Origin of the sequence: Actinomadura litoris, from assembly GCF_009733595.1 — a bacterium.
GTDB lineage: Bacteria > Actinomycetota > Actinomycetes > Streptosporangiales > Streptosporangiaceae > Spirillospora > Spirillospora litoris.
Genome location: NZ_WOFH01000023.1, coordinates 30,671 through 49,984 on the forward strand (window position 1 = coordinate 30,671; position 19,314 = coordinate 49,984).

Annotated in this window: 14 protein-coding genes; 8 read left to right on the plus strand and 6 right to left on the minus strand. The window is 74.0% G+C overall.

All coding sequences use genetic code 11. From position 1 onward, the window contains the following. Window positions 1-73 precede the first annotated feature (73 nt). Window positions 74-625: a carboxymuconolactone decarboxylase family protein gene (locus GNZ18_RS39690; protein ID WP_156222586.1), complete on the minus strand. Its 552-nt coding sequence runs from the start codon at window positions 623-625 to the stop codon at window positions 74-76. 170 nt (window positions 626-795) lie between these two features. On the opposite strand from GNZ18_RS39690, the gene GNZ18_RS39695 reads away from it, so the two are divergent. From GNZ18_RS39695 to GNZ18_RS39725, 7 genes are all read left to right on the plus strand, one after another. Continuing rightward, entirely contained in the window at window positions 796-1,206 is a 411-nt protein-coding gene (locus GNZ18_RS39695) for a rhodanese-like domain-containing protein (RefSeq protein ID WP_156222588.1), read from the plus strand. A 201-nt stretch (window positions 1,207-1,407) separates the two neighbouring features. Continuing rightward, complete coding sequence (locus GNZ18_RS39700; RefSeq protein WP_156222590.1) at window positions 1,408-2,385, plus strand: DUF1702 family protein; 978 nt, start codon at window positions 1,408-1,410, stop codon at window positions 2,383-2,385. Window positions 2,386-2,388: 3 nt separating this feature from the next. Continuing rightward, entirely contained in the window at window positions 2,389-4,317 is a 1,929-nt protein-coding gene (locus GNZ18_RS39705) for an ASPIC/UnbV domain-containing protein (protein ID WP_156222592.1), read from the plus strand. A gap of 5 nt (window positions 4,318-4,322) precedes the next feature. Continuing rightward, window positions 4,323-5,306, plus strand: coding sequence for an RnfABCDGE type electron transport complex subunit D (locus GNZ18_RS39710; protein WP_216651589.1), 984 nt, complete (start codon window positions 4,323-4,325; stop codon window positions 5,304-5,306). Further along, complete coding sequence (locus tag GNZ18_RS39715) at window positions 5,303-11,101, plus strand: type I polyketide synthase (RefSeq protein ID WP_156222594.1); 5,799 nt, start codon at window positions 5,303-5,305, stop codon at window positions 11,099-11,101. Before GNZ18_RS39710 ends, GNZ18_RS39715 begins: the two co-directional genes overlap by 4 nt. A gap of 3 nt (window positions 11,102-11,104) precedes the next feature. Beyond that, complete coding sequence (locus GNZ18_RS39720) at window positions 11,105-11,563, plus strand: acyl-CoA thioesterase (protein WP_156222596.1); 459 nt, start codon at window positions 11,105-11,107, stop codon at window positions 11,561-11,563. Continuing rightward, complete coding sequence (locus GNZ18_RS39725) at window positions 11,560-12,096, plus strand: flavin reductase family protein (protein ID WP_156222598.1); 537 nt, start codon at window positions 11,560-11,562, stop codon at window positions 12,094-12,096. Before GNZ18_RS39720 ends, GNZ18_RS39725 begins: the two co-directional genes overlap by 4 nt. Window positions 12,097-12,103: 7 nt before the next feature. On the opposite strand, the gene GNZ18_RS39730 is transcribed toward GNZ18_RS39725, so the two are convergent. Further along, entirely contained in the window at window positions 12,104-12,472 is a 369-nt protein-coding gene (locus GNZ18_RS39730) for a helix-turn-helix domain-containing protein (RefSeq protein ID WP_173391027.1), read from the minus strand. A gap of 85 nt (window positions 12,473-12,557) precedes the next feature. Between GNZ18_RS39730 and GNZ18_RS39735 the strand changes: the two genes are divergently transcribed. Beyond that, window positions 12,558-13,370 (plus strand): class I SAM-dependent methyltransferase, encoded by an 813-nt coding sequence (locus tag GNZ18_RS39735; RefSeq protein WP_156222602.1) that lies wholly within the window; start codon window positions 12,558-12,560, stop codon window positions 13,368-13,370. Window positions 13,371-13,436: 66 nt separating this feature from the next. Here the strand turns inward: GNZ18_RS39735 and GNZ18_RS39740 are convergent, their stop codons facing one another. The 4 genes from GNZ18_RS39740 to selD all read right to left on the minus strand — a co-directional run bounded on the left by GNZ18_RS39740 (window position 13,437) and on the right by selD (window position 19,185). Next, window positions 13,437-15,680 (minus strand): CRTAC1 family protein, encoded by a 2,244-nt coding sequence (locus tag GNZ18_RS39740; RefSeq protein ID WP_173391028.1) that lies wholly within the window; start codon window positions 15,678-15,680, stop codon window positions 13,437-13,439. Window positions 15,681-15,717: 37 nt separating this feature from the next. Next, window positions 15,718-17,199, minus strand: a complete 1,482-nt coding sequence (locus GNZ18_RS39745; protein WP_156222606.1) for a vanadium-dependent haloperoxidase — start codon at window positions 17,197-17,199, stop codon at window positions 15,718-15,720. Window positions 17,200-17,411: 212 nt separating this feature from the next. Then, complete coding sequence (locus tag GNZ18_RS39750; RefSeq protein WP_214620025.1) at window positions 17,412-18,065, minus strand: winged helix-turn-helix transcriptional regulator; 654 nt, start codon at window positions 18,063-18,065, stop codon at window positions 17,412-17,414. Window positions 18,066-18,150: 85 nt separating this feature from the next. Next, window positions 18,151-19,185: a selenide, water dikinase SelD gene (gene selD, locus GNZ18_RS39755; RefSeq protein WP_156222608.1), complete on the minus strand. Its 1,035-nt coding sequence runs from the start codon at window positions 19,183-19,185 to the stop codon at window positions 18,151-18,153. Window positions 19,186-19,314 lie beyond the last annotated feature (129 nt).

Consider the following 19,314-nt stretch of genomic DNA (forward strand, 5'->3'; position numbering starts at 1 on the left):
CCCTCCTGGGGCCCGGCGCCCCGGGGGTTGTGCGGGGGCGCCCCCCCCACGACCGTTCGCGCTCCGCCCCGCCCTAGTGGCCCGTGGCGCAGGTGCTGTACCCCTCACGGATGATCATCGCCGCCATCGGGACGTAGGCCGCCGGGTCCTCGGGGACCACCGCGGCCAGCCCGTCGCAGTACCGGTTGTACATGCAGAAGGCGGCGGCGATCAGGACGGCGTCGTGCAGTTCGGTGTCGGTCGCCCCGGCGGCGCGCGCGGCCTCGACCATCTCCTCGGTCACGTCGTGCCCGCTGTTGCTGACCGCCCCCGCGATCGCGAGCAGCGCCTTCAGCTTCGGGGAGATCGGCGCGCTCGCGGGGTCGGCCAGCACCTTGTCCACGAGCGTCCGGCCCTCCGCGTGCTGCTGCGCGCTCACCTCGCCGTGCGTGTGCAGGCAGAACCGGCAGTCGTTCAGCGCCGAGACGTGCGCGGCGATCAGCTCGCGGTCGGCGCGGCTGAGCGAGTGCTCCCCGCGCAGCAGCACCTCGGCGAGCTGGCTGAGCGGTCGGCCGGTCTCGGGGCGGTACCGCATGAGGCCGGGGGTACCGGGCATGAGCTCGGGGGGCATCGTGATGTGCGGCATTGGCGTCTCCTTACGGGTGGCGTCCGCACGCTCGGACGTCCCACCAGAACACTGCTTTAGAAAACGATAGTCAAGAATTACACTCGGGCGGTGGAACCCGTAGATGAACGTGTTCGGCGCGCCCGCGAGCACGTCATCCCGTCCATTTCCCGCTGAGAAAGGCACACCGGTTGAAGACCATCGAGGAAGTGCTCGCCCATGCCCGCGCCCGGTTGCGCAGGCTCGGCCCGTCCGAGGCGGCCGCCGCCGTCGAGGGCGGCGCCCGGTTCGTTGACACCCGTCCGTCGTTCCAGCGGCTGGCGGGGGGAGTGATCCCCGGCGCCGTGCTGATCGAGCGGAACCATCTCGAATGGCGGCTGGACCCGGCCAGCGCCCATCGGATCCCCGAGGCCACCGACCACGACATCGCCTGGATCGTGGTCTGCGAGGAGGGCTACTCCTCCTCCCTCGCCGCCGCGTCACTGCAGGACCTGGGCCTGCGCAACGCCACCGACCTGGTCGGCGGCTTCCAGGCGTGGAAGGCCGCCGGCCTGCCCGTGCGCACGGGCGAAAGCGAGCTTGATCCCGCCAGGAGCCGCTGACCCGCCACCTCTTTCCCCGGCCGCGCGCCGCGCGCTCTCCCTTCGTGGAGTCCGCGTGGCGCGCGGTCTTTTCATATGCGCCCTCCTGTCGCACGGGTGCCGCATACGAAGAAGTTGAAAGACCCATTGTTCTTTGGATTCCTGCACAATCGGGGCCACGACCGGAGCAAGAGATATCGCTCTACTTTTCGGCGGTGAACATTGACCGGTGTCTGGCGCGCGCTGCGGAGTCGCATTCTCACGCCGAGCACCTCGGAGGTGGGTCTGGACAAGCGCGGGTTCCATGTGAAGGATCCGGCGGCACGGGAGCTGCTGGAGACGATCGGCCGCACTTTCCTGGCGGGCTACGCGCGGGCCGCTCGGGCGCGGTCGCCGGAGGCGGTGGCGGAGGCCCTGCGCGGGGTTCCGCCGAGGTTCCGCGGTTTCGCCCACGAGGGCGCCGCGATGGGGTTCGCCGTGCTCGACGGGCTCTCGCCCCGCGGCGGGCGGCGGTTCGGGAGCTACCTGGACGGCCCCGGCGGCGACCACGTCTACATGGCGCACGTCGGGCTCGGCTGGGCGATGGCGCGGCTGCCGAGGTTCCGCTGGCCGGGGGCGGGGCTCGACCCCGTCCTGCGGTGGCTGGTGCTGGACGGCTACGGGTTCCACCAGGCCTACTTCCGCACCGGGCGCTACGTCCGCGAGCAGTACCGCCCCGACCGGTTCCCGTGGCCGCCCGGCGGGCCGGGACGGTACGCCGCCCGGGTCGTCGACCAGGGCGTCGGGCGGGCGCTGTGGTTCGTCGGCGGCGCCGACGCGGACGTGGTCGCCGACCTGGTCGACCGGTTCCCGCCCCGCCGCCGCGCCGACCTGTTCGGCGGGGCGGGGCTGGCCGCGACCTACGCCGGCGGCGCCGGTGAGGACGAGCTGCGCAGGTTCTGGGACCGCGCCGGCGAGTTCCGGCCGCAGGTCGCGCAGGGCTGTGCGTTCGCGGCCGAGGCGCGCCGGCGCGCCGGACTGGACGTTCCGCACACCGCCGTCGCCACGCGGGTGTTCTGCGGCATGCCCCCGGACGAGGCGGCGCGGATCGCCGTCGGGGCGCGTCCGGGAGCGGAGGAGCGCCCCGCCGGCGGGGTGCCCGCCTTCGAGGTGTGGCGCCGCCGCATCGCCGAGGAGTTCGTGTCACTGGGGAGGTGCTAGCGGATGACCGCTGTACGCGGCTGGGTGCCGGGGTTCGTCGTCGTGCTCGTCGTCGTGGTGATGTTCGCGGCGGTCGGGCCGCCGTCCGTGCCCGCGTCCGAACGGGACGCGATCGCCGGGCGGTACGCGTTCACGCCGATGTCGATCGAGCTGCCCGGCGGGTACCGGCAGCAGGCGATCCGGCGGGTGAACCGCGACTACGCCGACATCGACGCGTGGATCTCCTCGGTCGGCGCGGCGATCGCGATGAACGACATGGACGGCGACGGGCTGCCCAACGACCTGTGCGTCACCGACCCCCGCATCGACCAGGTCGTGGTGACGCCCGTCCCGGGCGCCCGCGCGGGACGGTACGCCGCGTTCGCGCTGAACCCCGCGCCGCTGCCGATGAACGAGGTGATGGCGCCGATGGGCTGCGTCCCCGGCGACTTCAACGAGGACGGGCGCATCGACCTGCTCGTCTACCTGTGGGGCCGGACGCCCATCGTCTACCTGGCGCGGCCCGGCGCGAAGGCGCCGGCGGCCGCCGCCTACACGCCGGTGGAGCTGGTGCCGAACGCGGGCGGCGCGCGCTACACCGGCCCGCAGTGGAACAGCACGACCGCCGCCGTCGACGACTTCGACGGCGACGGCCACGACGACATCTACATCGGCGACTACTTCCCGGACGGCCCCGTGCTGGACGACCGGGTCGGCGGGGGCGTCGCGATGAACCGCTCCCTGTCCAACGCCTCCAACGGCGGCGACGACCACTTCTTCCGCTGGACGGGCGCCTCGCGGGGCGTCACGTACGAGGAGCAGGGCGGCGTGCTGCCCCGCGACGTCTCCCGGGGATGGGTGCTCGCGGCGGGCGCCAACGACCTCGACGGCGACCAGCTCCCCGAGCTGTACCTCGCCCAGGACCACGGCAGGGACTCCCTCCTCTACAACAGGTCCGTCCCGGGGGCGATCCGGTTCTCGCGGGTGACGGGCGCGCGCGGCCCGATGGTCCCGAAGTCCAAGCGGATCGGGACGGACTCCTTCAAGGGCATGGGCATCGACTTCGCCGACCTCGACCACAACGGCCTCTACGACATGTTCGTCAGCAACATCACCACGACGTTCGGCCTCCAGGAGAGCAACCTCCAGTTCATGGCGACGGCCCGCGACCAGGCCGACCTGCGCGCGCGCCTGCGGCGCGGGGACGCGCCCTGGAAGGACCGCAGCACCGGCGAGGGCACCGCGTGGGCCGGCTGGGGGTGGGACGTGAAGATGGCCGACTTCGACAACAGCGGCGATCCCGCGATCGTCCAGGCGACCGGGTTCGTGAAGGGCGAGGTCAACCGCTGGGCGCAGCTCCAGGAGCTGGCGACGGCCAACGACGGGCTGCTGGAGCACGAGCGGTGGTGGCCGCACGTCCGGGCCGGGGACGACATCGCCGGGAACCAGCCGCTGCGCTTCTTCGCCAGGCGCGAGGGCGGCGGCTACGCCGACGTCGCGGGGCCGCTCGGGCTCGCCGTCCGCGTCCCGACGCGGGGCATCGCCACCGGCGACGCGGACGGCGACGGGCGCGTCGACATGGCCGTCGCCCGCCAGTGGGACGAGCCGGTCTACTACCGCAACGTGAGCCCGTCCGGCGGCGCCTGGCTGACGCTGGCGCTGACCCGCGACGCCGCGTCCCCGGCGACCGGCGCCCCCGGCTCGCCGGCCACCGGGGCGCAGGTCACCGCGACGGCGTCGGACGGCCGCGTCCAGCTCGCCCGGGTCGACGGCGGCAGCGGCCACTCCGGCAAGCGCAGCAGCGAGATCCACCTGGGCCTCGGCCGGGCCGCCGGGCCGGTGCGGGTGCGGCTGCGCTGGCGCGACCGGACGGGCCGGGTCCGCACGCAGGACCTCCGGCTGGCCCCCGGACGGCACGAGATCGGCCTCGGAACCCGCGCGACGGAGAGGTGACGGAGATGGCGGAGATGGCGGAGGCGGACAGGGCCGCGAGGCCGCCCCGGCACGACCCGAAGGTCGTCAAGGCGCTGCGCAACTTCACCGTGTCGATCTCGGTGTTCAACGTCTTCGGCTACACGCTGCTCGGCTTCGAGCAGCCGTGGCTGTGGCCGTTCATCGCGCTCGCCGCCGGCTACACGACGGAGACCGTGCTGGAGGCGCTCGCCGCCCGCCTGGAGGGCCGGCGGCCCCGCTTCCGCGGCGGCGGCCCGCGCGGCCTGCTGGAGTTCCTCTACCCCGCGACGATCACCGCGCTCGCCCTGAACATGCTGGTCTACGTCAATGATCAGGTCTGGGTGATGGTGTTCGGGGTCGTGGTCGCGGTGGGCGGGAAGTGGGTCTTCCGGGCCCCGGTGCGGGGCCGGATGCGGCACTACATGAATCCGTCCAACCTCGGGATCGCGGTGATCCTGCTGCTGTACCCGTGGGCGGCGATCGTCCCGCCCTACCAGTTCACCGAGAACATCGCGGGGCCCGCCGACTGGCTGGTCCCGGCGGGGATCCTCGCCGCGGGCACGCTGCTGAACGCCAGGCTCACCGGGCGGATGTGGCTGGTCGGCGCGTGGCTCGCCGGGTTCGCCGTCCAGGCGGTCGTGCGCGGCCTGGTCCTGGACACCGCGATCCTCGGGGCGCTCGGCACGATGACCGGGGTCGCGTTCGTGCTGTTCACCAACTACATGATCACCGATCCGGGGACGAGCCCGAGCAGGCCCGCCTCGCAGGCCGCCTTCGGCGCCGGGGTCGCCGCGCTCTACGGCTACCTCGCCGGCGCGGGTGTCGCCTACGGGCTGTTCTTCGCGACCGCCGGGGCCTGCCTCGTGCGCGGCGGGTTCCTGTGGTCGCTGCACATCGCCCAGCGGGCCGCCCGGGAGCGCGAGCCGGGCGCCGGGCCGCCCGCGCGGGCGACCGAGCCCCCGGACGGCAAGGAGGTCGTGCCCGCATGAGCACCCACCCGGCGGCGCCCGGCCCAAGGATCGCGATCATCGGCATGGCGTGCCGCTACCCGGACGCCGCGTCCCCGAGGGAGCTGTGGGAGAACACGGTCGCGGGCAGGCGCGCGTTCCGCCGCATGCCCGCCGAGCGGACCCCGCCGTCCGACTACTGGGACCGCGACCCCGCGGCCCCGGACCGGTTCTACGCGCGGACCGCCGCTGTCATCGAGGGCTACGCGTTCGACCGCGTCGGCTACAAGATCGCGGGCAGCACGTACCGGTCGACCGACCCGACCCACTGGCTGGCGCTCGACACGGCCGCCCGCGCCCTCGCGGACGCGGGCCTGCCCGGCGCGCGGGGCGTGCCGCGCGACCGCGCGTGCGTGATCGTCGGCAACACGCTCACCGGCGAGTTCACCCGCGCGAACACGATGCGGCTGCGCTGGCCGTACGTGCGCCGCACCGTGGCCGCCGCGCTCGCGGAGCAGGGCTGGGACGGCGCGCGCGCCGCCGCGTTCCTCGACGACCTGGAGGGGCGCTACAAGAGCCCCTTCCCCGGCGTCGACGAGGACACCCTCGCCGGCGGCCTGTCCAACACCATCGCGGGCCGCGTCTGCAACTACTTCGACCTCGGCGGCGGGGGCTACACGGTGGACGGCGCCTGCTCCTCCTCGCTGCTGTCGGTGGCCACGGCGTGCCGGGCGCTGGTGGACGGCGACGCCGACCTCGCGATCGGCGGCGGCGTCGACCTGTCCCTCGACCCGTTCGAGCTGGTCGGGTTCGCCAAGACCGGCGCGCTCGCCACCGGCGAGATGCGCGTGTACGACCGGAACTCCACCGGCTTCTGGCCCGGCGAGGGCTGCGGGATGGTCGTGCTGGTGCGCGAGCGGGACGCGCTCGCGGCCGGGCACCGCGTCTACGCGACCGTCGCCGGGTGGGGCATGTCGTCCGACGGCGGCGGGGGCATCACCCGCCCGGAGGTCGCCGGATACCGGCGGGCCCTCGACCGCGCGTACGCGCGGGCCGGGTTCGGCATCGGCACCGTGCCGCTGTTCGAGGGGCACGGCACCGGCACGCCGGTCGGCGACACCACCGAGCTGACCGCCCTGTCGGCCGCGTTGTCGGCCGCGCTGACGGCGGACGGTCCGCGCCCCGCTCCCGCCGCGATCGGCTCCGTCAAGGGGGTCATCGGGCACACCAAGGCGGCCGCGGGGGTCGCGGGCCTGATCAAGGCGGCGATGGCGCTGCACGAGCAGGTGATCCCGCCGGCGGTCGGCTGCGTCGACCCGCACCCACTCCTGGACGCCCCCGCCCCGCTGCGGGCGCCGCGCGCGGCCGAGCCCTGGCCGGACGGCGCGGACCTGCGCGCGGGCGTCACGTCCATGGGTTTCGGCGGCATCAACACCCACCTCGTCCTGGAGAGCGAGGCGCCCCGGCGAGGCGCGCTCGACGCCCGCACGCGCGCGCTGGCCTCGTCCGCCCAGGACGCGGAGCTGCTCCTGCTCGACGGCGCCTCGGCGGACGCGCTCCGCGACCGGCTCACACGGCTGATCGACTTCGTCCCGGCGCTGTCGCGTGCGCAACTCCGCGACCTCGCCGGAACCCTGCACCGGGAGCTGCGCGACCTGCCCTACCGCGCGGCCGTCGTCGCGTCCTCGCCCGACGACGCCGAGCGGCGGCTGCGCCGGGTGCTCGCCGTCCTGGACGCGGGGGAGGGGTCGCTGGTCGAGACCGGCGGGCACGCCTTCCTCGGGCATCCCGCCGGGCGCGCCCGCATCGGCCTGCTGTTCCCCGGCCAGGGCACGGGCGGCGCCGGACGCGGCGGAGCGCTGCGCCGCCGCCTCGCGGAGGTCGACCGGGTCTACCTCCGCGCCGCGCGGACCACCGCGACCGGGGACGGCGCCGCGACGGCGGTCGCGCAGCCGCGCGTCGTCACCGGGTCGGCCGCCGCGCTCGCCGCGCTGGAGGCGCTCGGCGTCGAGGCGTCGGTGGCGGCCGGGCACAGCCTCGGCGAGATCACCGCGCTGCGCTGGGCGGGCGCGATGGACGAGACCGCGCTGCTGGAGCTGGCCGCCGCGCGCGGCCGGATCATGACCGAGCACTCCGCCGCCGGGACCATGGCCGGGATCGCCGCGACCCCGGAGGCCGTCGCGCGGCTCGGCGCGGGCCTGCCGGTGGTGGTCGCGGGCTACAACGGCCCGTCCCAGACCGTCATCGCCGGTCCGCCGGACGCCGTCGCGGAGTTCGGCCGCCGCGCCGCGGAGGCCGGGACGCGCTGGACTCCGCTGCCCGTCTCGCACGCCTTCCACTCGCCGCAGGTCGCCCCGGCCGCGCGCGTCTTCGGCGCCTGGCTGGCCGGCCGGGACTTCGCCCCGCTCCGGCGGCGGGTCGTCTCCACCGTGACCGGCGCCGCCCTCGCGCCCGGCACCGACGTCCGCGACCTGCTGCGCCGCCAGATCACCGCGCCGGTGCTGTTCGCGCAGGCGGTCGAGCTGGCGGCGAAGGAGTGCGACCTGCTCGTCGAGGCGGGCCCGGGACGAGTGCTCACCGGGCTCGCCGCCGCCGTCACCGACGTGCCCGTCCTCGCCCTCGACCCCGACGACGAGGGGCTGGGCGGGCTGCTCCAGGTGGCGGGCGCCGCGTTCGTGCTCGGCGCACCCGTCCGGCATGGGGCGCTGTTCGCCGGGCGGCCCGCCAAGCCCCTGGAGATCGGCGCGGCGCAGCGGTTCCTCTCCAACCCGTGCGAGACCGGCGCGCCGCCACCGGCCCCGCCCGACCAGCCCGACCCGCCCGAGCGCGTCGCCGTCGAACCGCCGGACGTCCCGGAGGAGCCCGCGACCGAACCGAGCATCGAGCTGCTGCGGCGCCTGGCCGCCGAGCGCGCCGAACTGCCGGTCTCCATGGTCGCCGACGGCACCCGGCTGCTCGACGGCCTCCACCTCAGCTCGATCACGGTCGGCCAGATCGTCGCCCAGGTCGCGCGGCGGCTCGGGCATCCGGCGATGCGGGCGCCCACCAACCTCGCCACCGCGACGCTGCGGGAGCTGGCCGAGGCGATCGACGGCCTCGCCGGCACCGCCGGACCCGCGCCCGCCCGGCCGGGGGCGGACGTCGCGGGCGCCGCGTCCTGGGTCCGCGCCTTCCGCGTCGACCTCGCCGAGGAGCCGGTGCCCGAGCGCGTGGCCCCCGCCGTCCCGGGGACGTGGCGGGTGCACGCGCCGGACGGCCATCCCCTCGCCGGACCGCTGCGCGCGGAGCTGGAGCGCGCGGACCTCGGCCCCGGCGTGCTCGTCTGCCTGCCTCCCGCCTGCGCGGTGGACGACCTGGCGTTCGCGCTGGAGGGCGCGAGGGAGGCCGCCGCCGGGGAGCCGGGCACCCGGTTCGTCCTCGTCCAGCACGGGCGGGGCGCGGCCGGGCTCGCCAAGACGCTGCGGCAGGAGGCCCCGCACGTGCCGACCACGGTCGTGGACATCCCGCCCGAGCCGTGGGCGCTCGCCCGGACGGTCGCCGAGGTCGCCGCGACCAGCGGCTGCGCCGAGGTCCGCTACGGCGCCGACGGGACGCGCCGCGTGCCGACACTGCGCGTACTCCCCGTCGGGCAGGCGCGGACCAGCGAGCCGCTGGGCGCCGCGGACGTGCTGCTCGTGACCGGCGGCGGGAAGGGCATCACCGCGGAGGCCGCGCTGGCGCTGGCGAGGGAAAGCGGCGCCCGGCTCGCCCTCCTCGGCCGCTCCGCGCCCGGCGAGGACCCCGAACTCGCCGCGAACCTGGAGCGGATGGCCGGCGGTGGCACGACCGTCCGCTATGAGGCCGTGGACATCACCGACCCCGAGCGGGTGCGCGCGGCCGTCGGCCGGCTCTCGGACGCGCTCGGCCCGGTCACCGCCGTGCTGCACGGCGCCGGACGCAACGAGCCCGGCCTGCTGACCGGCCTGGACCTGGAGGCGTTCCGGCGGACGCTCGCCCCCAAGATCGGCGGGCTGCGCGCCGTCCTCGACGCGGTGGACCCCGCCCGGCTCAAGCTCCTGGTCGCCTTCGGCAGCATCCTCGGCCTGACCGGGCTGCGCGGCGAGGCGCACTACGCCACCGCGAACGAGTGGCTGGCCGACCTCACCCGCGAGGTCGCCGCGCGCCATCCCCGCTGCCGGACGCTGTGCCTCCAGTGGTCGGTCTGGTCCGGCGTCGGCATGGGCGAGCGGCTCGACGTGGCGGAGGCCCTGGCCCGCGACGGCATCACCCCGATCACCCCCGACCAGGGCGTCCGGATGCTGCGGCGGCTGGTGACCGACCCGGACGCGCCCGTGGACGTCGTCGTCAGCGGGCGCACCGGCGACATCGACACCGTCCGCCGGGAGGCGCCCGAGCCGCCGCTGCTGCGCTTCGCCGACCGGCCGCTCGTCCGCTACCACGGCGCGGAGCTGGTCACCGAGGTCGACCTGAACGCCGGGAGCGACCCCTACCTCGCCGACCACCGGCTCGACGGGGACCTGCTGTTCCCCGCCGTCCTCGGGATGGAGGCGATGGCGCAGGTCGCCTCCGCCGCCACGGGACGGACGTCCGCGCCCGTCCTGGAGGACGTCGAGTTCCTGCGGCCCGTCGTCGTCCCGCCCGGCGGCACGACGACGATCCGCATCGCCGCCACCGTCACCGGCGCCGACACCGTCGAGACGACCGTGCGCAGCGCCGAGACCGGATTCGCCGCCGAGCACTTCCGCGCGCGGCTGCGCTACACCGGCGGCGGCGTGCCGCAGGGGCCGCCCGGACCGGGCGGCGGCGAGCTGCCGCCGGTCGAGCTGGAGCCCTCCCGCGACCTGTACGGGGACGTGCTGTTCCAGGGCGGCCGGTTCCGGCGGCTGCGCGGCTACCACCGGCTCGCCGCCCGGCACGTCGACGCCGAGGTGGCGGCCGCCGAACGCGCCGACTGGTTCGCGCCGTTCCTGCCCGCGCGGCTCCTGCTCGGCGACCCCGGCATGCGGGACGCGCTCATGCACGGCAACCAGGTCTGCGTCCCGGACGCGACGCTGCTGCCCCTCGGCGTCGACCGGCTGCACCCCGCCGCGGACCCGGCGCCCGGAACCCTGCGCTACTCCGCGTCCGAGCGCCGCCGCGACGGCGACACCTACGTCTACGACCTCGCCGTGCGGGACGCGGCGGGCCGGGTCGTCGAGCGCTGGGAGGGGCTCCGGCTGCGCGCCGTCCGCAGGGGCGACGGCGCGGGACCGTGGGCGCCGCCGCTGCTCGGCCCGTTCATCGAGCGCGCGGTGGAGGACCTGCTCGGCGCCCGGGTCGCGGTGACGGTCGAGCCGGACCCCGCGAAGCGGTCCGCGCGGCGCGCCGCCACCGCGCTCGCCGCGAGCCGCACGGTCGGACGGCGCGTGTCCGTCGGGTACCGGCCGGACGGACGCCCGGAGATCGGCGCCGACCGGCACCTCTCCTCGTCGCACGGCGCCGGGGTCACCCTCTGCGCGGTCGCCGGGGCGACGGTCGGCTGCGACGTCGAGACCGTGGCCGAGCGCCCCGCCGGGGAATGGGACGGGCTGCTCGGCCGCCATTCCGCCGTGGCCCGCCTCGCGGCCGCCGAGACCGGCGAGGGGGCGGCGGTCTCCGGCACCCGGGTATGGGCCGCCCTCGAATGCCTGGCGAAGGCGGGGCTGCCGTCCGACGCGCCGCTGAACGTGACCACGACGGGTCGGAGGCCGTGGCTGGTGCTCTCATCCGGAACCCTCGAAATCGCGACGCTCGTGACCCGGCTGCGCGACGTTCCCGCGCCGGTGGCGTTCGCGGTTCTGGCCGAAGGGCGGGCATGACCCATGAACTATTTCGAATACCGGCACATCGTCGGCTTCGAGGACACCAACCTCGTCGGAAACGTCTACTACACCCATTACCTCCGATGGCAGGGGCGGTGCCGCGAGATGTTCCTCAGACGGCACGCCCCCGAGTTGCTCGCCGAACTGCGCGAGGATCTCCGGTTGTTCACCTTGAACGTCGACTGCCAGTTCTACGCGGAGATCACCGCGTTCGACGAGATCTGCGTCCGGATGCGCCTGATCGACCTCGCGCAGACGCAGCTGGAATTCGGGTTCGACTACCTGCGGCTCGACTCCGGCGGCGGGGAGACCCTCGTCGCCCGGGGCCGCCAGCGGGTCGCGTGCGTGCGCGGCGCGGGCGGCGGCACCGCGCCGGTCCGCGTCCCCGGCGCGCTGACCCGCGCGCTGGCGCCGTTCGCCCCGTCCGGGGCGGAACCGTCCGGCGGGAGGGCGTCATGACCGTCGAGTACGCCGACACCACCGACGTCGCCGAGCCCGGCCTGCTGCGCCGGGCGTTCGGGACGTTCGCGACCGGCGTCACCGTCGTGACCGTCGGCGGCCGGACCCCGCACGGCATGACCGCGAACTCCTTCACCGCCGTCTCGCTCGACCCGCCGCTGCTGCTGGTCTGCGTCGACCGCACGGCGGTCATGCACCGGCGGATCTGCCTCGGCTTCTTCGGGGTCTCGGTGCTGGCGGCCGGGCAGGAGCGGGTGGCCCGGCACTTCGCCGACGCGCGCCGCCCGCTCGGCGCGGCGATGTTCGAGGGCGTCGGCTGCGAGCCGGGCCGGCTCACCGGCGCGCCGCTGATCACCGGCGCCGCCGCGCGCTTCGAGTGCGAGCTGTTCCGCACCTGCGACGGGGGAGACCACACGATCGTCATCGGCCGCCTGCTGTCGGTGGACCGCGCCTCGGACGCCGCCGCCCGCGGCGGCCTGCTGTTCGCCGGGGGCCGCTTCCGCCGCCTCGCGCCGGAGGGCGAGGAGAACTGAGAGGGGCTCACCGCCGCCCGGCGGGCGGCGAGACGCCCGAACCGAGCACGAGCGCCCGGTAGCGGGAGGGCGGCAGCCCGACGGTGTCCTTGAATGTGGCGCTGAACGTCCCCGCGCTGGAGTAGCCGACCCGCGCCGCGACCTCCCGCACGCCCAGCGAACTGGTCAGCAGCAGTTTCCTGGCCTCCCGTATGCGCACCGCCTGGAGGAAGCGCGCCGGGGTCATTCCCGTGACGCGCCGGAACTCCCGGGTGAGGTGCCCCCGGCTGTAGCGCACCGACCGCGCCATTTCCTCGACCGTCAACCGCTCACGGAAACGCTCGTTGATAACGGTGATGACCTGGTCCACGGCGGTGGCCGCGCAATTCTCCCGCATATCCAGCTCTTGGTCGGTCCGGTACCTTTGAATCGCCATTCGATAATACCGGCCGAAGCGCCGGAAGACTGTGAGGAGGCGGGAAATGACGACCACGCCGCAATCCCCGGCCGACCGGGCCAGAAAAGTGTGGGAGGCGACCGACTACCAGCCGATCGCCACCCGGGACGTCCTGGTGAGCGAGCTGCTCGCGCGGGCCGCCGACGTGCGGAGCGGGCAGCGGGTGCTGGACGTCGCGGCCGGCAGCGGGAACACCGCGCTCGCCGCGGCGCGCCGGGGCGCCCGCGTCACCGCCGCCGACGTCGTGCCGGGGCTGCTGGAGACCGCGTCCCGGCGGGCGGCCGTCGAGGGCCTGGAACTGGGCGTCGAGGTCGCCGACGCGCAGGAGCTGCCGTTCGCGGACGGGAGCTTCGACGTGGTGCTGTCGAGCTTCGGCGTCATGTACGCGCCCGACCAGCCGCGCGCCGCCGCCGAGCTGCTGCGGGTGTGCCGGCCCGGCGGGCGTGTCGGCTTGGTGAGCTGGACGCCGACCGGCCTGACCGCCCGGCTCCAGAAGGTGATGGCGGCCTTCCTCCCGGCGCCGCGCGCCGCGTCCGGCCCGCCGCCGGTGATGTGGGGCGACGAGGACCACTGCCGCGGGCTCTTCGGCGCCGGGGCCGCCTCCGTGCGCTCGCGGGTGCGGGTCAACGAGTGGTGCGCGCCGTCGGCCGTGGCGCAGGTGGAGTTCCTGGTCCGGCACCTTCCGCCCTGGCACGCCGCGTTCGGCCGCCTCGACCCCGAGGCCAGGCGGAAGGTGAGCGAGGCCGCCGCCGCCGAGATCGATGGGGAGAACCGCGCCGAGGACGGCACGCTCGTCGCCGAGGCCGAGTACCTGGAGCTCGTCGCCACCGTCGCCTAGAAGCGCTTGAACAAAAGACATCGGCCGCAGCACGCGAGTGCTGCGGCCGATGTGTTTCCAGCGGTACTACCGCTTCTCGTTGTAGGCCCTCACCGCGCTGCTGTAGAACCGCGCGGCCTGCCCGCGCGACAGGCGACGCGCCTGGACCAGGTCACCCAGCGCCCCGCGGACGCAGCGGGTGTAGCGGCGGAACGACACCGAGCGGTCGGTATAGCTGCACGGGATCTCGGGGAAGGCGATCCGCTCGCCCGCCCGGACACCGTAGAGCCTGTTCCGTACCCCGCCCGGCCACAGCACCTCGACGGTCCCGGAGCGCTGCCGGCCCATGCCGAACGTGCCCTCCAGCGCGTCCTGCGAGGCGAAGCTCGACCCGGCGATCACCGGCCGGACCGCCGCCGGGCCGCGCCGCGGCGTGAACTTCACGACGGCGCCGACGCCGTCCCGGTTGACGCGCGCTCCACGGGTCAGCCCGACGCTGCCGAACGCGCGGACCGACGCCGACCGGTTCCGGTTGCCGTCGTTGAGCTGCACCGACAGGTCGCCGTCCACCGTCCTCGTCGGGGTCGGCTGCAGCGTGATCGACGGGACCGAGGGCCCGCCGCCGGTCCGCTGGTAGGTCCGCAGGTAGTTCGCGTCGTCGAACGGCGAGCCGAAGTCGAACGGGCCGTCGTCGGAGTACGGCGTGAGCTTGCCGACCTTGCGTGACTGGGCCACGCTCACGATGTCGTCGAACCCGTCCTGGTTGAGGTCGCCGACGGAGACGCCGGTGACCGTCCGCCGCCGGTGGTCGGTGGCGCGGGCGACCGCGTCGTCGTACCGGAAGGACGGGTAGAAGCCCTTGCGCAGCGCCCCGGGGCCCTGGTTGCGCAGCAGCGCGCCGGGGTTGTCGGACGTCACCCAGAACATCCCGTCCAGGGCGCCGTGGTAGATGATGTCGGTCGCGCCGTCGTTGTCGTAGTCGAGCGTCGAGGCGCCCCAGCCCCACGGCGTGGCGTTCAGCCCGCCGAGCGTCGGGTCCGCCCCGTCCTTCGTCGGGTTCCGCAGGCCGGACGCGCGCGGGTCGGCGAAGGTGTGGTCGGGCCTCTGCAGGATCCACCGGCTGCTCAGGTCGCCCTGCTTGATCCCCATCTCCGGCAGCGGCAGGAACATGTAGTCGCCGCCGCTGCTGTCGAAGACGTCCAGGTTCCCGTCGAAGTTGAAGTCGCCGTAGGCGAGCCCCATCCACGCGCCCGGCTGGTCGGTGCCGACCTGGTGCGTGACGTCGGTGAACCTGCCGTGGCCGTCGTTGCGGTGGATCCGCAGCAGGCCCCGGTCGAGCCCGCCGTACTTCTTCATCGGGTAGGCGGCCTGGTCGTTGGCGTCCATGATGTCCAGGTCGCCGTCCTGGTCGTAGTCGACGGCCGCTATTGCCCAGGAGATCTCCGCGTATGAGCCGTTCCGGGGGGTGTGGGGGGTCGTCCCCCCACGAGAGGTCGGCCCGGTCTCCTTGGGCGGCGGGTTCGTCACCACGATCTTCGCGAAGCCCGAGCTCTCGCCGGCGTCGGTGAAGCGCCGTCCGCCCGCGTTGCGCAGCAGCTGGTTCTGCTGGTTCAGCGCGTACGGGACGGCGAAGATCGCCGCCGCCTTCTTCATGTCGAAGCTGTTGGCGATCGCGATGTCGAGCAGCCCGTCGCCGTCGAAGTCGCCCATCGTGCAGCTCGCATGGCTGGACGTCCCGGCCCCCGCCCGGCTGGAGGTGGTGATGTCCTGGAAAGTGCCGTTGCCTCGGTTCCTCAGCAAATGGTTGTTGGCGTTCCTCCCGAGGACGTAGAGGTCGGTGCGCCCGTCGTTGTCGATGTCGCCCGCGCACGCCCCGTTGGAGTCCACATTGGTCAGCGCCGCGCCCGAGGAGCGCCCCACATCGGTGAACGAGACCCGTCCGCGCCTGCCCAACGTGTTGCGATAGAGGCTGTTAGGACGGCCCGGGCCGTTGGTCACATAAAGGTCGAGGTCGCCGTCACCGTCGGCGTCGAAGGTCACGACGCCCGCGATGCCGTGGTCGTGCACCGGTTCGTTCGCGTAGTCCCCGAACGTGATCTGGGACTTCTTCTTGTTCGCCAACCGGATCGCGTGCTCGGGCGACGGCCCGCGGCGGTAGTCCGCGAGCCCGCTGCCCCGGACGGCGATCTCGGTGAAACCCGTCCCGGGGCGCCGCTCGGCCTCCCCGCCGGGCGCCGCCGAGGCGGGCGGCACCACGGCGGTGTAACCCGCCATCGCCGACACGCACACGGCGGAGAGCCCGATGCTGAAAATGCGACTTCTGTAGATCATCACGCCTCCGTTCCCTTGGTTCTTCTCAAACAGGCGGTCAGGACCCGGTCTCATCGGCGGCCGGCCTGGCGAAACCGGCGAAAAGGAGGCGTGCCTCGTTGTACGCCTGCACGCCGATCTTCCGCCCCATGCTGGTGCCGTATTCGACCGCGTCCTTGAAATGAATACCTCCGTATTCTCGCGAAACACCGTTCTCCTCGATCGCCGAGGAGAATGTCGGCCAGCGCAGCGTCACGTTCCGCCGCGGTGAGCGCCCCGGTTCCACCCGCGACGACCCCGCCCGGACGGTGACGGAGTCCCCGTACCTGTCGCTTCCGGTGAACATCTTCAACACCTGGCCTCCTGCCGCGCCGAAAGCGGAATGGCCGGACGGATACTCGGCGAACGCCGGGGTGACGAAGAAGGGGGGTTGGTAGGGCCACCACGTTCCGCCGTCGATCACCTTCTGGTGCCGCCGGCCGTGCTCCGGCCAGGACGGGATCCGCTTCCCGCCGTAGAGGTAGCGGATCGCGCTGATCGGCCGGACGGAGTCATGATGTCTCTTGTAGCCCCAGACGGCGATGCTCGAATCAAAGACGGCGTTGGTCATCGCGAAGAACATCTTCACGTCGTCGTCGACGCCGTTCCGGTCCCGCAGGGAGACGAACCGCGCGATGTTCGCCCACGTTCCCGGCGGCGAGACGAAGCCGGGGCCCTCGTCCGCCCAGTATTCGCTGATCACTTTCTGCCGGTCGGTGAGATGGGCCGTGGTCCGCATGATGTCGCGCGCTTGGCGGGTGTACGCGCGGCTGCCGTATCGGGCCGGGGCGGGTATCTTGAACTGGTCCCACGAACGCAATGCGAACGGTTGTACGTAGCCCATGTGCGGGCCCATGTACTCCTGCGTTCTCGGTACGCCGGCGTCGTCCATGAGCGCCAATGCCTGCCACCGCCCCGGGTCCCTGAGGGTCCTTTTGTCCATCGGCCGACCGACCATCAGCGGGTCGTTGACGGGCCGGTATCCGGTGTAGTCCGAATAGGCGCCCGGTTGGAGGTCGCCGAGTTGGTTGGCGCCGTCGTCGTGCCGGCTGCGCAGCACCGCCTCGCACGCGCGGACGCCGATCTCGCCCGCCCTTCCCGCGGGCGAGACCGGGTAGCCGAGGGCGGCCATCAGCGCGTCGAACCTCGGCCGCTCGGTCGGCCACAGGTCGACGGCCGCGGTGTAGGCGGCGTAGCTGATCGCCTGGTCCTTGTTGCGGGCGGTGCGCTCCGCGCGGGGCCGGCGCAGCCGGGTGCCGAAGCGGGTTCCGGCGGCCCGCCGGTCGTAGGCGGCCCACGCGTCGTACATGCAGGTGTGCGTGACCGCGAGGGCACGCGCCACCATCGGCGGGCCGAGGTGGGTCCTCGTGGTGGCCTCAAGCTGGGCCTGGCTCCAGCGGAGCACGACGTTCTCGCGCCCGCCCCGCGGCCTGTCGCCGGGCCCGGCCGCGCGGGCGGGCGCCTCGGCGAGCCCGAGCGCGAGGCCCAGCGTGGTGGTCACGGCCAGCGCGGCCGTCCCGGTCCGGTGGGGCCGCCGGGGGCGGGCAGCCGGTCCCGCTCTTCCTGTCGGTGACACGGGGTCACCCCCTTGCCGAACCTGCAGGTGGCATGGCGCCACGGTGGCTGCGGTTCGGAGTTACTATAAATTTCTTAAGTCTTGTCGTCCATGGTTGACTTTAGAAAAATATAGTTTTAGGGGTGACGGTCCCGGGGTCAGCCCATCAGGCCGAGGAGCCGCGAGCAGCGCAGCACGGCCTCGTCGTCGCCCTCCATGACGACCCGGCGGGTGAGCGTCGCCTCCAGCGGGTTGAGCCGCCCGGCCCCGATCTCGACGAAGGTGACCGCGTCGGTGTGGACGACGAGCGCCGGCCCGTCCGGCGCCGGGCCGTGGGCGACCCGCACCCGCCCGCCGGCGACGGCGACGTGGAAGACCTCGTCGTCGAGCCGGAACTCGTACTGCTCGTCCGGCCCCGCCTCCCTCGGGTCGATCATCGCCTCGACCGCGAGCACCCCCCAGCGGGGGCGGACGATCTCCTCCGCGTCGGGCGCTCCGAGCGTCCCGAGGCCCCAGCGCGCGAGGGAGAGCACGGCCTCCCGCAGGGCCTCGCCCTGCTCGGTCAGCTCGTACATGCGGGTCTTGGTGCCCGCCTGCGGGCGCTGCCGGACGATGCCCTCCTCGGTGAGCAGCTTCAGCCGGTCGGCGAGCAGGTTCGTGCCGATCCCCGGGAGGTTGGCCAGCAGTTCGTTGTAGCGGCACGGGCCGGTGAGCAGCTCGCGGACGATCAGCAGCGTCCAGCGCTCACCGAGGATGTCGAGGGCGGCGGCCAGGCCGCAGTACTGCCCGTAGTTGCGACGCTGATGCTTCACCTTCGCACGCTCCCATGACGATTGAACACTTGAGAAGTGTATCGCGATGGGGTATCGGCAGGTGGGTCGTGTGACGCGCGGGCCGTCAGCGGACGATGAGGCGGCCGGTGCCCGCGCCGACCGTGCCGATCGCCGCCGCCGGAACGCCGTCGCCCGCCAGGCCCGCGAGCGCCGCGTCCACCCGCCCCGGCTCGACGCCGAACAGCAGCCCGCCGGAGGTCTGGGCGTCGGCCAGCAGCAGCGCGGTGCCCGTGTCGACGGCGGTGAGGTCGGCGCGGTCGCCCACCCAGTCGAGGTTGCGGCGCGTCCCGCCGGGGACGATCTCGCGTTCGACCAGGTCGCGGACGCCCGGCAGCAACGGCACCGCCGCCGCGTCCAGCCGCGCGTCGACGCCGGACGCCTCGGCCATCCGGCCGAGATGCCCGAGCAGCCCGAACCCGGTGACGTCGGTGCAGCCGGTGGCGCCCGCGGCGACCGCCGCGGCGGCGGCCCGCGCGTTGATCGTGGTCATGGCGTGGATCGCGGCGGCCGCCACCTCGGGCTCGGCGATCCCGTGCTTGATCGCGGTGGCGACGACGCCCGTCCCTAGCGGCTTGGTGAGCACGAGGACGTCACCCGGACGCAGGCCCGCGTTCGTCAGGATCCGGTCGGGGGAGACCTCGCCGATCACCGCGAGTCCGAACTTCGGCACGTCGTCGTCGATCGTGTGCCCGCCGATCGTGACGTAGCCGCACTCGGCGGCGACCTCGGCGGCGCCGTCCAGCACCTCCGCCAACTCTTCGGCGGTCAGCTCACCGCTGTTCCACTCCACCAGGTTCAGCGCGAACAGCGGACGGCCGCCCATGGCATAGACGTCGGAGACCGAGTTCGCGGCGGCGATCCGCCCCCAGGTGCGCGGGTCGTCCACCAGCGGCGTGATGAAGTCGGCGGTCGCGACCAGCGCGCGGCCGTCGTCGATCCGCCACACGGCGGCGTCGTCGCCGGTCTCCGTGCCGACGAGCAGGTCGGGATGACCGGTGGGCGTCAACGAGCGCAGGACCTGCGCCAGCTCGCTGGGCGCGAGCTTGCAGGCTCAACCGGCGCCGTGGCTGAACTGGCTCAATCGGCGTCTGGCCTCCATGGGGGCGAGCGTAATCACACCACCGCGCCGCGTCAACGGGAATTGCCCGGGTGATCACGAAAGTTTCGCCGTCACCTGCATCTTGGGCCTGGCCGGGATTCACCGATGAGAATACCCTGCGAACGACCT

Coding starts and splice junctions, on each gene's coding strand:
- GNZ18_RS39730 (WP_173391027.1), bottom strand. CDS start 12,472: ATGCGGGAGAATTGCGCGGCCACCGCCGTGGACCAGGTCATCACCGTT.
- GNZ18_RS39690 (WP_156222586.1), bottom strand. CDS start 625: ATGCCGCACATCACGATGCCCCCCGAGCTCATGCCCGGTACCCCCGGC.
- GNZ18_RS39725 (WP_156222598.1), top strand. CDS start 11,560: ATGACCGTCGAGTACGCCGACACCACCGACGTCGCCGAGCCCGGCCTG.
- GNZ18_RS39735 (WP_156222602.1), top strand. CDS start 12,558: ATGACGACCACGCCGCAATCCCCGGCCGACCGGGCCAGAAAAGTGTGG.
- GNZ18_RS39740 (WP_173391028.1), bottom strand. CDS start 15,680: ATGATCTACAGAAGTCGCATTTTCAGCATCGGGCTCTCCGCCGTGTGC.
- GNZ18_RS39715 (WP_156222594.1), top strand. CDS start 5,303: ATGAGCACCCACCCGGCGGCGCCCGGCCCAAGGATCGCGATCATCGGC.
- GNZ18_RS39710 (WP_216651589.1), top strand. CDS start 4,323: ATGGCGGAGATGGCGGAGGCGGACAGGGCCGCGAGGCCGCCCCGGCAC.
- GNZ18_RS39720 (WP_156222596.1), top strand. CDS start 11,105: ATGAACTATTTCGAATACCGGCACATCGTCGGCTTCGAGGACACCAAC.
- GNZ18_RS39705 (WP_156222592.1), top strand. CDS start 2,389: ATGACCGCTGTACGCGGCTGGGTGCCGGGGTTCGTCGTCGTGCTCGTC.